Below are 14207 nucleotides of genomic sequence, written 5' to 3' on the forward strand. Positions count from 1 at the left end.
GTGTGTTTGGGATGGGGGAGTGGAGGTGAAAAGAAGGGTCGAAGCTACTGACGCCATCGCGAGCAAGCTCGCTCCCACAGGGGATTTGTAGGGTCTTCAGGCCTTCAGGTTACGCAAACTACCCTCCATCCGCGCAATCCCTTCTTCCAGCAACGACCGTGGGCAGCCGAAGTTCAGGCGTACGAACTGTTTGCAGTCGTCGCCAAAGTCCAGGCCCGGGCTCAGACCGACCTTGGCCTGTTCGAGGAAGAATTGTTGCGGGTTATCCAGCCCCAGCGCCGTGCAGTCGAGCCAGGCCAGGTAAGTGCTTTGCGGCACGTTCATGGTAACGCCCGGCAGGCGGGTGCGCACGGCGTCGACCAGATAATCGCGGTTGCTCTGCAAATAATCCTTCAACTCGACCAGCCATGGCCCGGCTTCGCTGTAGGCGACACGGGTGGCTTCCAGGCCCAGCGGGTTGACGCTGTCGACCATGCCGCAACGGGCGTGGTTGACCTTCTCGCGCAGGTGGCGATCCTGAATGATCATGAACGAGGTTTTCAGCCCGGCGATGTTGTAGGCCTTGCTCGCAGACATCAGCGTGATGGTGCGCTGGGCGACCTGCGGGCTCAGGGTTGCCATCGGAATGTGCTGGCGACCGTCAAAGCACAGTTCGGCATGGATCTCGTCGGAGATGATCCAGGCGCCGTGTTCCAGGCAGATGTCGGCGATGGCTTGCAGTTCGGCCCGTGGAAACGCCTTGCCCAGCGGGTTATGCGGGTTGCTCAGCAAGAGGGCGCCGCCACCTTGCAGCGATTGGCTCAAGGTATCCAATGGTGTGGTGTAGGTGCCGTCGGCTTGCGGATCAAAATTCAGCTCGACCTTGTTCAGGCCCCAATGGCCCGGCGCATGACGCAGCGGCGGGTAGTTCGGCACCTGCACCACGACATTCTGTTGCGGCTGGACCAGCGCCTTGAGCGCCATGTTGAAGCCCGACTCGACCCCCGGCAGGAAAATCAGCTCCTGCGGCTCGACGCGCCAGGCGAACTTGTTCCACAGATCGGCAACGATGGCTTCGCGCAGGTTGTCCGGGGCCGCGCTGTAGCCGACCATCGGGTGTTCCAGCCGCTTTTGCAGGGCCTGGATGATCATTGGCGGTGCGGCGAAATCCATGTCGGCGACCCACATCGGCAACACGTCCGCCGGGTAGCGGCTCCATTTGGTGCTGCCAGTGTTATGTCGGTCGAACACCTGATCAAAATCGAAAGTCATGCGCAGTCTCATAAAAGGCTGGGTTGGAATGCCGACCATGATAATCGCCAATCCCCTGTAGGAGCGAGCCTGCTCGCGAAGCGGAGTGTCAGTCGGCTTTTATGTTGGATGTGCTGGCGCCATCGCGAGCAGGCTCGCTCCTACAGAGGTAGGCCAAGGCCGACGGTCGGTTGTCATGGTGAATTCGACAGCCTTGTCTAGAATTCAAATGTCGGCAGCCCGTCTGCCGCAACCGTGATTGTCCAGAAGAATCCGGCAAAGCACCGGATTTCCACCTGATCAGGAGTGCACGATGGACCTCAGCCGTCGTCAGTTCTTCAAGGTCGCTGGTATCGGCCTTGCGGGCTCGAGCCTGGGCGCGTTGGGCATGGCCCCCACGCCAGCCTTCGCCGAGCAGGTGCGCCACTTCAAGCTTGCCCACACCCATGAAACCCGCAACACCTGCCCGTATTGCTCGGTCGGCTGTGGGTTGATCATGTACAGCCAGGGCGATGACGCGAAGAATGTCGCGCAAAACATCATCCACATCGAAGGCGACGCCGACCACCCGGTCAACCGCGGCACCCTTTGCCCCAAAGGCGCAGGCTTGCTGGACTTCATTCACAGTCCCGGCCGCCTGCAATACCCGCAGGTGCGCAAGCCCGGCAGTACGGAATGGACGCGAATCTCCTGGGATGAAGCGCTTGATCGTGTCGCCGACCTGATGAAGGCCGACCGCGACGCCAACTTCATCGAAAAGAATGAACAAGGCCAAACGGTGAACCGCTGGCTGACCACCGGTTTTCTCGCGGCATCGGCGGCGTCCAACGAAGCGGGCTACATCACCCACAAGGTCATTCGCAGTCTCGGCATGCTGGGGTTTGATAACCAGGCGCGTGTCTGACACGGCCCGACGGTGGCAAGTCTTGCCCCGACGTACGGCCGTGGTGCCATGACCAACCACTGGACCGATATCGCCAACGCGAATCTGGTTCTGGTGATGGGCGGCAACGCAGCAGAAGCGCACCCGTGCGGCTTCAAATGGGTGACCGAAGCCAAGGCGCACAACAAGGCGCGCTTGATCGTGGTCGATCCGCGTTTTACCCGGACCGCTTCGGTGGCCGACTATTACGCGCCGATTCGTACCGGCACCGACATTGCCTTCATGGGCGGGCTGATCAACTACCTGCTGACCGAAGACAAGATCCAGCACGAATACGTGCGCAACTACACCGACGTGTCGTTCATCGTCAAAGCCGGCTATGGCTTTGAGGACGGCATTTTCAGTGGCTACGACACGGCCAAGCGTCTCTATACCGATAAATCCGGCTGGGGCTATGAACTCGGTGAAGACGGCTTCGTCAAGGTCGACCCGACCCTGCAAGACCCGCGCTGCGTCTATCAATTGATGAAGCAGCACTACAGCCGTTACAACATCGAACTGGCGAGCCAGATTTGCGGCATGCCGGTCGATGCCATGCAGAAAATCTGGGAGGAGATCGCCACTTGCTCGCAACCGGGCAAGACCATGACCATTCTGTATGCGTTGGGCTGGACCCAGCACTCGATCGGCGCGCAGATCATTCGCAGCGCGGCGATGGTGCAACTGTTGCTGGGCAACGTCGGCATGCCCGGCGGCGGTGTGAACGCCTTGCGCGGCCACTCCAATATCCAGGGGCTGACGGATCTGGGCCTGTTATCCAACTCGTTGCCGGGTTACCTGACACTCCCAGGCGATGCCGAACAGGATTACGCCGCCTACATCAACAAACGCACGCAAAAACCGTTGCGGCCGGGGCAGCTGTCCTACTGGCAGAACTACAGCAAGTTCCACGTCAGCCTGATGAAATCCTGGTATGGCGCCAACGCTACGGTCGAGAACAATTGGGCCTACGACTATCTGCCGAAACTGGACATCCCCCAATACGACATTCTCAAGGTGTTCGACTTGATGGGCCAGGGCAAGGTCAACGGCTACATGTGCCAAGGCTTCAACCCGATTGCCGCACTGCCTGACAAGAACCGGGTGATGGCGGCACTGGCCAAGCTGAAATGGCTGGTGGTGATGGATCCTTTGGCCACCGAGACTTCGGAGTTCTGGCAAAAGGTCGGTCCGTATAACGACGTGGATAGCGCCGGCATCCAGACCGAAGTGATTCGCCTGCCCACTACCTGTTTCGCCGAAGAGGACGGTTCGCTGGTCAACAGCAGCCGCTGGCTGCAATGGCACTGGAAGGGTGCCGACGGCCCTGGCGAAGCGCGCACCGACGTGCGGATCATGGCCGAGTTGTTCCTGCGTCTGCGCGAGCGTTATCAGGCCAAAGGCGGCAAGTTTGCGGATCCGCTGCTCAAACTGTCGTGGCCGTACAAGATCCCCGACGAGCCTTCGCCAGAAGAACTGGCCAAGGAAATCAACGGTTCTGCCACCACCGACTTCACCGACGCCACGGGCGCGGCGATCAAGGCCAATGCGCAACTGGCCGGTTTCGGCCAACTCAAGGACGACGGCAGCACCGCCTCGGGCTGCTGGATTTTCTGTGGCAGCTGGACCGAACTGGGCAACCAGATGGCGCGCCGCGACAACAACGATCCGTTCGGCATGCATCAGCATCAGGGTTGGGCCTGGGCCTGGCCGGCCAACCGGCGGATTCTCTACAACCGTGCATCGTCGGACCTGCAAGGGAAACCGTGGGATCCGAAAAAACGCCTGGTGTGGTGGAACGGCAAAGCCTGGGCCGGCACCGATGTGCCGGACTACAAGGCTGATGTGCCGCCGGAAGCGGGGATGAACCCATTCATCATGAACCCCGAAGGCGTGGCGCGATTCTTTGCCGTCGACAAGATGAACGAAGGGCCTTTCCCCGAACACTACGAGCCGTTCGAGACGCCCATCGGCATCAACCCGCTGCACCCGAACAACAAGCAAGCCACCAGCAACCCGGCGGCGCGGATTTTCGATTCGGTGTGGGACACCCTCGGCGTGGCCAAGGATTACCCGTACGCGGCGACCAGCTACCGGCTGACCGAGCATTTCCACTTCTGGAGCAAGCACTGCAAGCTCAACGCGATTATCCAGCCGGAACAATTCGTCGAAATCGGCGAGGTGCTGGCCAAGGAAAAAGGCATCGTTGCCGGTGATCGGGTGCGGGTCAGCAGCAAGCGCGGCTTCATCGAAGCGGTCGCGGTGGTGACCAAGCGGATTCGTCCGCTGCAGGTCAACAATCAGGTGGTGCACCAGATCGGCATTCCGCTGCACTGGGGTTTTACCGGGCTCACGCGTCACGGTTACCTGACTAACACCCTGGTGCCGTTCCTCGGCGATGGCAACACACAGACCCCGGAATCCAAGTCATTCCTGGTCAACGTGGAGAAAGTCTAAATGGCCAGCCAAGACATCATTGCCCGCTCGGCCACCACCACTGCCGCGCCGTCGGTGCGCGGCGTGGAGGAAGTCGCCAAGCTGATCGACACCACCAAATGCATTGGCTGCAAGGCCTGCCAGGTCGCGTGCTCGGAATGGAACGAGTTGCGCGACGAGGTCGGCCACAACCTCGGCACCTACGACAATCCGCACGACCTGACCGCCGACACCTGGACGCTGATGCGCTTCACCGAGCACGAAACCGACGCCGGCAACCTCGAATGGCTCATCCGCAAGGACGGCTGCATGCATTGCGCCGAGCCCGGTTGCCTGGCGGCATGCCCCAGCCCCGGCGCGATCATCAAGCACGCCAATGGCATCGTCGATTTCGATCAGGACCATTGCATCGGTTGCGGTTACTGCATCACCGGGTGCCCATTCAACATCCCGCGCATTTCGCAAAAGGACCACAAAGCCTACAAATGCACGCTGTGTTCGGACCGGGTGGCGGTGGGGCTGGAGCCGGCCTGCGTGAAAACCTGTCCGACCGGCGCCATCGTGTTCGGCACCAAGGAGGACATGAAGGAACACGCCGCCGAGCGCATCGTCGACCTCAAGAGCCGCGGCTTCGACAACGCCGGCCTGTACGATCCGGCAGGCGTCGGAGGTACCCACGTGATGTACGTGCTGCACCACGCCGACACACCGAAAATCTATGCAGGTCTGCCCGCCGATCCGGTGATCAGCCCGTTGGTGGGTCTATGGAAAGGCATCAGCAAACCCTTGGCGCTGCTCGCCATGGGCGCGGCGGTGCTGGCCGGGTTCTTCCACTATGTGCGCATCGGACCGAATCGGGTCGAGGAGGATGAGCACCCGGATCCGCCGGATACGTCGGTGCATCAGGTCGATCCGGCGGTGCACACCTTTGATCCACGCGGGGAGGGCAGGCCATGAACAAGACGATCCTGCGCTACACCAGCAACCAGCGCACCAATCACTGGCTGGTGGCGATTCTGTTCTTGATGGCGGGTCTGTCCGGGCTGGCACTGTTCCATCCGGCAATGTTCTGGCTGACCAATCTGTTCGGCGGCGGGCCGTGGACACGCATCCTGCATCCGTTCATGGGCGTGCTGATGTTCGTGTTTTTCCTCGGTCTGGTGTTTAGCTTCTGGCGCGCCAACTTCTTCATCGCCAATGATCGGCTATGGCTAAAGCGCATTGATCGGGTGATGGCCAACAATGAGGAAGAAGTCCCACCGGTGGGCAAATACAACGCCGGGCAGAAGTTGCTGTTCTGGACTTTACTGCTGTGCATGCTGGTGTTGCTGTTCAGCGGACTGGTGATCTGGCGCGCCTATTTCAGTGCGTATTTCGGCATCACCAGCATTCGCTGGGCGATGCTGCTGCATGCGCTGGCGGGTTTCGTGCTGATCCTGAGCATCATCGTGCACATCTACGCCGGCATCTGGATCAAGGGTTCGGTCAGCGCCATGATGCATGGCTGGGTCAGCCGCCCCTGGGCGAAGAAACACCACGAACTCTGGTATCGCCAAGTTACTCAAGATGAGACGCGGGACGATATTCCCGAGCGACCGATCACCAAAAAGGGCTGACCCTTGCCAACCATTCTCGAACCCGGACAAATCGAAGCGGCGGCCAGTTCGCCGCCGTTTCTGCACCTGCCGCCGCACAACCTTTTCACCTTGCGCGCGCTACGGCTTGAAGAACTGGCCGTCGATCACCCGCTGGCTGACTACCTGCTGTTGATCGCCGGATTGTGCCGGGTGCAGCAGCAGATCCTGGACGATCCGCCGCGGAGCGAACCGCTCGACTCGCAACGCATCGAACTGTGCCAGCAACACGGCTTGCCACCGTTTGCGGCGGACAGCCTGACCCGCGAGGACGACTGGCAGCGCTATCTCGACGCCTTGCTGCAACGCTATGCGATGCCGTCTCAGCCTGCTGTCACCGAAGCATTGGCAACGTTGCGCGGCGCCAGTGCGGGTCAACGTCGTGTCTGGGCCGTGGCGCTGGTCAGCGGCCAATATTCGCTGGTACCGGCGGCGCTGGTGCCGTTCCTCGGCGCAGCCTTGCAGGCAGCCTGGAGCCATTGGCTGCTGAGCACGCCGAATCTGCAACTCAAGCCCGGCGACAGCCTCAGCCAATGCCCGTGTTGTGGTTCGCCAGCCATGGCCGGGGTGATTCGAAATCGCGGCAAGCACAACGGTTTGCGTTATCTGGTCTGTTCGTTGTGTGCCTGTGAATGGCATGTGGTGCGGGTCAAGTGCGTGTACTGCGAGCAAAGCAAAGGCCTGCAATACCTCAGCCTTGAAGATGATCGCCATGCGGCAAATCAGGCACCGCTGCGGGCCGAAATGTGCCCGAGCTGCAACAGCTATCTGAAATTGCTCTATCTGGAGAACGACGCCCACGCCGAAGCACTATCGGCGGACTTGAGCAGCCTGATGCTCGACATGCGCCTGGCCCAGGACGGCTATCAGCGTTTGGCGCCGAATCTATTGCTGGCTCCGGGAGACGAGTGACCACAGCGTCTACACTCTGGCGCGACGGTCTTTCGAATTCAGGAGCGCCAGATGTCTGCCAGCGGTGCCAGCCCTAACCTGCGTTTGCCTTCCATCGACAGTTTGTTGCGGCACCCGGCGTGCCAGCCTTTGGCCGAGCGCTACGGGCGCGATGCGCTTCTGGCGACGTTGCGACAATTGCTCGATGAGTTGCGCGAAGCTGTACAACAGGGATTGGTCCAGGCGATTGAGGTCAGCCCTGAAGTGCTGGCGGGGCGGGTAGGCGAACGACTTCAGGTTCAACACCGCAGCCATGTACGCCGGGTGTTCAACCTCACCGGCACCGTGTTGCATACCAACCTCGGGCGAGCGTTATTGCCGGATGAAGCCATAGACGCGGTGCAAATGGCCGCACGCTATCCGCTGAATCTGGAATTCGACCTGCACAGCGGCAAACGTGGCGACCGCGACGATTTGATCGAAGGCTTGATCCGCGAACTCACCGGCGCCGAAGCGGTGACGGTGGTCAACAACAATGCCGCCGCAGTGCTGCTGACTCTCAACAGCCTTGGCGCACGCAAGGAAGGGATCATCTCCCGAGGCGAGCTGATCGAAATCGGCGGCGCCTTTCGCATTCCCGACATCATGGCCCGCGCCGGGGTAAAACTGCATGAGGTCGGCACCACCAATCGCACCCATGCCCGCGACTACGAAGCTGCCATCGGCCCGCGCAGCGGCTTGATCATGCGCGTTCATGCGAGCAACTACAGCATTCAAGGTTTCACCACGAGGGTACCTACCGCTGAACTGGCGCAACTGGCCCACCAACATGGCCTGCCGCTGCTCGAAGACCTGGGCAGCGGCAGCCTGCTGGACTTGACGCGCTGGGGTTTGCCGGCCGAGCCGACGGTGCGTCAGGCATTGCTCGATGGCGCGGACATCGTCACCTTCAGCGGCGACAAATTGCTCGGCGGCCCGCAGGCCGGGTTGATTGTCGGGCGCAAAGACTTGATCGGCAAAATCAAGAAGAACCCGCTCAAACGCGCATTGCGGGTCGACAAACTGACCCTCGCTGCGCTTGAAGCGGTGCTGGGTTTGTACCGCAATCCGGATCGACTGGCCGAACGTTTGCCGAGTCTGCGTCTGCTGACCCGGCCACAGGTCGATATCCTTGCTCAGGCCGAACGCCTGCAACCGTCGCTGGCCACGCTGTTGGGCGAAAACTGGAGCGTCAGCGCGTTGCCGGCACAAGGGATGATCGGCAGCGGCAGCCAACCGGTGGCGCGTTTGCCGAGTGCCGCGTTGTGCCTGCGCCCGAATACCAGCAAGCGCCTGCGCGGGCGATCATTGCTGGATCTGGAAGCTGGGTTTCGTGCGCTGCCTATTCCGGTGCTCGGGCGTATCGATGACGACGCCTTATGGCTGGATCTGCGGCAACTGGATGACGAACCGGCGTGGCTGGCGCAACTTGATCAATTGCATGTGGAGGGCCGAGCAGGGTGATTGTCGGCACGGCTGGGCACATCGACCACGGCAAGACTGCACTGCTCCAGGCGCTGACCGGGCAGGCCGGTGATCGACGCCGGGAAGAACGTGAGCGGGGGATGACCATTGACCTCGGTTATCTCTACGCCGCGCTGGAACCGGGCGCGCCTCTGACCGGTTTCATCGACGTACCCGGCCATGAACGTTTCACCCACAACATGCTCGCCGGGGCGCAGGGCATCGATCTGGTATTGCTGGTGGTGGCCGCCGATGACGGCGTGATGCCGCAAACCCGGGAACATCTGGCCATCGTCGAACTGCTGGGCATTCCACGTGCCGTGGTGGCGATCACCAAGTGCGACCGGGTCGAACCGTCACGGGTGGCAGAGGTGCGCGAGCAGGTCAGCGCATTGTTGGCGCCCGGGCCCTACGCCGATGCGCCGCAGATTGAACTGTCGAGCGTGACCGGGCAGGGCGTCGACACCTTGCGTCAGACTCTGTTGCAAGCTCAACACGAAGTCGCGCAACGCAGTCTTGAGGGTAGTTTTCGGCTGGCGATCGATCGGGCGTTCAGCGTGGCCGGCGCGGGTATCGTTGTCACCGGCACGGCAGTGTCCGGGCAGGTTGCAGTGGGCGATACGCTGATGCTCGGTCCGCTCGGCAAAACCGTGCGCGTGCGTGGTTTGCACGCACAGAATCAGGCCGCTGAAGTCGCGCTGGCCGGTCAGCGCGTGGCGTTGAACCTGAGTGGCGAACGGTTGGCGCTGGAGCAGATTCATCGCGGGCAATGGCTCTCGGCCGAGTGGCTGTACGCGCCGACTCAGCGCCTGGATATCGACTTGCGGTTACTGCCGAGCGAACCGCGCGCCTTTGAGCATTTTCATCCCGTGCACGTGCATATCGGCACTCAGGATGTGACGGGACGCGTGGCTTTGCTGGAAGGCTCGAGCCTGGCGCCGGGCGAGCGGATGTTTGCGCAAATCCTGTTGAACGCGCCGGTACAGGCGGTGAAGGGCGATCCGTTGATCCTGCGCGACCAAAGCGCACAGCGCACGCTGGGCGGCGGACGGGTGCTTGATCCGTTTGCTCCCAGCCGACATCGACGCAGCGCTGAGCGTTTGGCGCAATTAAAGGCATTGGCTGTCAGCAATCGTCTGGAAGATGTCCTGCCGATATTGCTGGCCAATAGCGAAATCGGGCTCGACCCACAACGTCTGGAGCGCCAGTTCAATTACCCGCGGGCGAACTGGGTACTGCCTGAAGACGTGCAACTGATCGAAACCCGGCAGGCACCGGTCTTGTTCGGCACTGGCCGTTGGCAGGCGTTGCAGGCCGAAGTGGTGCAACACCTGGCGCGTTTTCATGAACTGGAACCGGATCAAATGGGGCCGGATCGCGATCGTTTGCGACGATTCTCTGCAAGCACGCTCGATCGCTCAACGTTTCTGAGTTTGCTCGACGATTTACTCGCCAGTGGCGCCATCGCCGCCAGCGGCCCGTGGCTGCATTTGCCCGATCACCAAGTGCGCCTGAGTGAAGCGGACGAAACCCTGTGGCAAGCATTGCAGCCCTCATTCGAGGCGGCGGGGTTCAATCCGCCGTGGGTGCGTGAACTGGGTCACGACGAAGCCACTGTGCGTGCATTACTGCGCAAAATGGCCCGGGTGGGTTTGCTGCATCAAGTGGTCCGCGACCTGTTTTACACGGCCTCAACGATCCAGCGTTTGGCGGCTATGCTGTTGCAACTGGCCGATGACAATCCGGTGATCGAGGTGGCGGCGTTTCGCGATGCGGTGGGTCTGGGGCGCAAGCGCAGCATCCAGATTCTCGAATACTTCGACCGCCTCGGCCTGACACGGCGAGTGGGTGATCGCCGGCAAATTCGCCACGACAACGCCCTGGCGCTGCGAACAGAGCACTGATTTCAAGGAAGGTAATCGCGCCCGGTGGCGCGGCCGGGCTTCAAACCCGGTTGGGGACGGCATCCGTTCCCGGGCAGGTTCGACTCCGGCTACCTTCCGCCACTTCCGTTACCCCTCGCGATGACAAGCGAAAACAGACTTAACGTCTATGCTGGGCTTACCAGCTTCCTACCTTCACAGTGAACTGCCAGGAGAACTCCATGGAGCCCATGCCGCTGTCAGAGAAGGCCTTGTCCCGCGGGTTGCTCGACGTGCTGATCCGCGCCGGACTGATCGTCGTTCTGGTGCTGTTCTGTTTTGAAATATTCCGTCCGTTCCGTGACTTGATGCTGTGGTCGGTGATCCTGGCGATCACCTTGTACCCGCTGCAACAAAAACTGAAAGGCCCGTTGGGGCAAAAGGATGGACGCATTGCGACGGTGATAGTGCTGGTTGCGATCATCATTCTGATGGTGCCGATTTACCTGCTGGGCACATCGATCGCCGACTCCGTGGAAAACGCCATGAGCGTGGTCAGGGACGAGGGCGTGCAAATTCCGGCACCGGCGCCGTCCGTGGCTGAATGGCCGCTGGTGGGCAATCAGGTGTTTGCACTTTGGCAGCAAGCGGCCACCGATCTTCCCGGGCTCACGGCCAAATACATACCGCAAATCAAGGGTGTCAGCCTCGGCTTGCTGGGCAAACTGGCCGGTGTCGGCATGGGTTTCCTGACTTTCATTTTCGCGCTGATCATCGCCGGGATTTTCATGGCTTATGGCGAAGCGGGCAGTCGCGCCTCGGTGCAGATCGCTTCGCGGGTAAGCGGGCCGGAGAAAGGCGCAAGTGTCGCCGCCTTGTGCACCGCGACCATCCGCGCCGTGGCGCTCGGCGTGGTCGGTATCGCTTTCATACAAATGTTGCTGGTGGGGCTCGGTTTTGTGTTGAAGGGCGTTCCCGGCGCCGGCCTGCTGGCACTGGCGATCCTGCTGCTGGGCATCATGCAATTGCCCGCGACCCTGATTACCGTACCGGTGATTGCCTATGTCTTCGCAACGGAAGGTCCCAACACCATCACCATTGTGTTCGCCATTTACGTCTTCGTGGCCGGTCTTGTGGACAACGTGCTCAAGCCGTTGCTGCTGGGCCGCGGCGTCGACGTGCCGATGCCGGTGGTACTGATCGGCGCCCTCGGCGGGATGGTCACCAGCGGCATCATCGGTTTGTTCATCGGCCCGGTGGTGCTGGCAGTGGGTTACCAATTGTTCTGGCAGTGGGTGCTGGACCGACCATCGGTGCAATGAGGGATCCAGTCCGGTGCCGGAACCGGACGGCATGAACATCAGCCAGTCGGCTCAGCCGTACAATTCATACCCGCTGAGCCTGGCTTCTGGAACAACGCTGTATTGCCGTCCTGCCGGAAGCTATAGCTGCCCTGGAAATCCTTGCCGATGTATTGGGTGCCGAAATCACTCGGCACCTGGTTCAGCGTGATCGCACTTTTCGCCCACGTCAGGTAAACGACGCCCGGTTGCGTGGTAAAGAACGTAGCGGCCAGCAGCGCGTTCAGCCCGGCACAGCGAAACGCCAGGGGGCCTTCGGTGAGTCTGTTGGGGTCTTTGGTCCTGACGATGGCCGAGCCTTGGCGCAACTGGTGCGCGCGCTTGGCATAACTTCGGATTGTGCACGCCTTGATGTCTGACTCCGAAGCGCACTGATTGCGCTCCTCGACCCAGAATTGCTGGTCGATCAGCACTTTATCCGGGAGCGGTACCGAGTGTTGATCCGTGAGCGCCAGGCGATAGAGACGCATCAGTTCTATATCCATCTGCGCCAGTTGCGAATCGCGACAGATCAGCTTTTCGACGGAAGCCGTTGCCGTGGCGCAGTCGTAGCTGGTGGTGAAGGATGCAGCGATGGCACAGGTGCTCGTCGCCATGCCGATGCTGGCAGCGAACACAGTGGTGAAAAAGGCTGTGACCGTTTTCATGTAGGTGTCACCCGGATCACCGTAATGCTGTGGGACCTATCGATCCTTTGAGTAGTCATTCGTTCGCGTTGGGTGTATCGCAGTGTAAGTCAGTGTTCAAAACTTGCCACATCGGCTGACGGCTGGGTGGCAGAAGGCGCTGGCGCAAACACCATGCTAGCTTTTACGGAGCGGGTCCGCGGCAGAGCGGTGATCATTGGCCTGAACTGGAGATTCCAGATGCTGTCCTTGTTCTCTGAACGTCCATTGATCTTCGGTCTGGGCTTGATCCTGATCGATATGGTGATGTGGCGTGTCGTCGGTTCCCACCGGTACACCTGGAAAGTGCTCGCGCGGCTGGTCATTTTTTCGTTGTACAGCGCGCTGTTGTTCCATGAAGGCTTGAGTCCATGGGAGCCGGCGCCCCCGATCGATGACGCACCGCTGCAATTCGCGCACACGGTGCTGCAGATCATGTGGTGGTTGTTCGGCGCGCGAACCCTCACGGTGATGATCGGCGCCGTGATGATGTATCGGGTAGGGCACACCGGGCGGCTACTCCAGGACTTGCTCGGCGCGGTGATTTTCCTGGTCGCGGTCATCGCCGCCCTGGCCTATGTGCTCAATCTGCCGGTCAAGGGGGTTCTGGCGACGTCCGGTGCCTTGGCGATCATTGTCGGTCTGGCCTTGCAAAGCACGCTTAGCGATGTGTTTTCCGGAATCGTCCTGAACACCACCAAGCCCTATCAAATCGATGACTGGATCGCCATCGACGGCACGGAAGGGCGGGTGACCGATATCGATTGGCGCGCCACGTTCCTGCAAACGTCCCAGGGCAGCATGATCGTGATTCCCAACTCGATGGCGGCCAAGGCCAAGATCACCAATTTCAGCCGGCCCAGCGATATGTTCGGGGTCTCGATCAGTTTGCTCATCAGCCCGCTCGTGCGCCCGAACCGGGTGTTCGATGCGCTTGAAAGGGCATCCCAGGGCTGCCGCATTCTGCTGACCAAACCAGCCCCCAAAGTGACGATCAAAAGCACCGGTGGCAATGGCGTGGAGTACGAAGTCAGCGGTTTCGTGGTGTCGATGGATCAGAAACGCACCGTACGCAATCAGCTGTACGATCTGGCGTACCGGCATTTGCAGGCGGCCGGGATCAACTGGTTGTCGACGGTTGAATCGAGCCTACCCCCGGCGCAGTCAAAACAACGCTCGCTGCTGGACAACACGAGTATTTTTGCGACCACGTTGAGTGAGGAAGAGAAGGATGACGTCAGCCAGAACATGACCCGGCAAATCTTTGAGCCGGGCGAAGTCATTTTGCCGGCCGGACAGGTCAGCGAACACCTGTACATTATCGAATCGGGGGTGGTGACGGTGGCTTTGAGCCGTGCAGGCGTCAAGTTCGAAGCCGGGCGCATGGGGCCGGGCGAGGTGATTGGCGAAGGCGGGATTGTCTCGGGTACGGCGCTGCCGGCGGAGTTCGCCGCCCTGACGTTCTGCCATCTGTACCGAATCGAGAAGGAGTTCTTCAGACCGTGCGTGGAAGCTCGCCATGATATCGGCGTAGCGATGAAGGCGTTGTTGGAATTCCGTCTGCAAATTGCCAGGACGATGACGCAGGAAGAAGCGAAGATCATTGAGAAAAAGGGGTTTCTGCAGTGGCTGCGCAGCCGGATGTGATCGGTAAAGGGCTTGGCGCGGTTGAGGTATTGTGAACCCTGTAAAAACGCCGCGTT

10 protein-coding genes and 1 tRNA gene are annotated in these 14207 nt (G+C 60.7%); 9 read left to right on the plus strand and 2 right to left on the minus strand.

The features are described from left to right. Positions 1 to 96: 96 nt before the first annotated feature. Complete coding sequence (locus ACW9JC_RS00005; protein ID WP_457452757.1) at positions 97 to 1251, minus strand: MalY/PatB family protein; 1155 nt, start codon at positions 1249 to 1251, stop codon at positions 97 to 99. A gap of 292 nt (positions 1252 to 1543) precedes the next feature. Between ACW9JC_RS00005 and fdnG the strand changes: the two genes are divergently transcribed. The 8 genes from fdnG to ACW9JC_RS00045 all read left to right on the plus strand — a co-directional run bounded on the left by fdnG (position 1544) and on the right by ACW9JC_RS00045 (position 11800). Next, entirely contained in the window at positions 1544 to 4609 is a 3066-nt protein-coding gene (fdnG, locus tag ACW9JC_RS00010; RefSeq protein ID WP_457452759.1) for a formate dehydrogenase-N subunit alpha, read from the plus strand. Further along, positions 4610 to 5545, plus strand: coding sequence for a formate dehydrogenase subunit beta (gene fdxH, locus ACW9JC_RS00015; RefSeq protein WP_448107850.1), 936 nt, complete (start codon positions 4610 to 4612; stop codon positions 5543 to 5545). Next, the gene (locus ACW9JC_RS00020) at positions 5542 to 6204 is read left to right on the plus strand and encodes a formate dehydrogenase subunit gamma (RefSeq protein WP_457452761.1); all 663 of its coding nucleotides are present in this window, start codon (positions 5542 to 5544) and stop codon (positions 6202 to 6204) included. Before fdxH ends, ACW9JC_RS00020 begins: the two co-directional genes overlap by 4 nt. Positions 6205 to 6207: 3 nt before the next feature. Next, positions 6208 to 7134 carry a formate dehydrogenase accessory protein FdhE gene (fdhE, locus tag ACW9JC_RS00025; RefSeq protein ID WP_457452763.1) on the plus strand — a complete coding sequence of 309 codons (927 nt, stop codon included), beginning with the start codon at positions 6208 to 6210 and terminating at the stop codon, positions 7132 to 7134. Positions 7135 to 7185: 51 nt separating this feature from the next. Beyond that, the gene (gene selA, locus ACW9JC_RS00030; RefSeq protein ID WP_457452765.1) at positions 7186 to 8616 is read left to right on the plus strand and encodes an L-seryl-tRNA(Sec) selenium transferase; all 1431 of its coding nucleotides are present in this window, start codon (positions 7186 to 7188) and stop codon (positions 8614 to 8616) included. Further along, the gene (selB, locus tag ACW9JC_RS00035; protein WP_457452767.1) at positions 8613 to 10520 is read left to right on the plus strand and encodes a selenocysteine-specific translation elongation factor; all 1908 of its coding nucleotides are present in this window, start codon (positions 8613 to 8615) and stop codon (positions 10518 to 10520) included. The genes selA and selB overlap by 4 nt, the downstream gene beginning before the upstream one ends. 6 nt (positions 10521 to 10526) lie before the next feature. Further along, a tRNA-Sec gene (locus tag ACW9JC_RS00040) sits at positions 10527 to 10622 on the plus strand. Positions 10623 to 10720: 98 nt separating this feature from the next. Further along, positions 10721 to 11800, plus strand: a complete 1080-nt coding sequence (locus ACW9JC_RS00045) for an AI-2E family transporter (RefSeq protein WP_338580849.1) — start codon at positions 10721 to 10723, stop codon at positions 11798 to 11800. A gap of 38 nt (positions 11801 to 11838) precedes the next feature. Here ACW9JC_RS00045 and ACW9JC_RS00050 read toward each other — a convergent pair whose 3' ends face one another. Further along, positions 11839 to 12486, minus strand: coding sequence for an MliC family protein (locus ACW9JC_RS00050; protein WP_457452769.1), 648 nt, complete (start codon positions 12484 to 12486; stop codon positions 11839 to 11841). A 219-nt stretch (positions 12487 to 12705) separates the two neighbouring features. Between ACW9JC_RS00050 and ACW9JC_RS00055 the strand changes: the two genes are divergently transcribed. Beyond that, positions 12706 to 14151 (plus strand): mechanosensitive ion channel domain-containing protein, encoded by a 1446-nt coding sequence (locus ACW9JC_RS00055; protein ID WP_448107855.1) that lies wholly within the window; start codon positions 12706 to 12708, stop codon positions 14149 to 14151. The last annotated feature ends 56 nt before the right edge of the window (positions 14152 to 14207 follow it).

The organism is Pseudomonas sp. SDO5591_S426, from assembly GCF_054070755.1.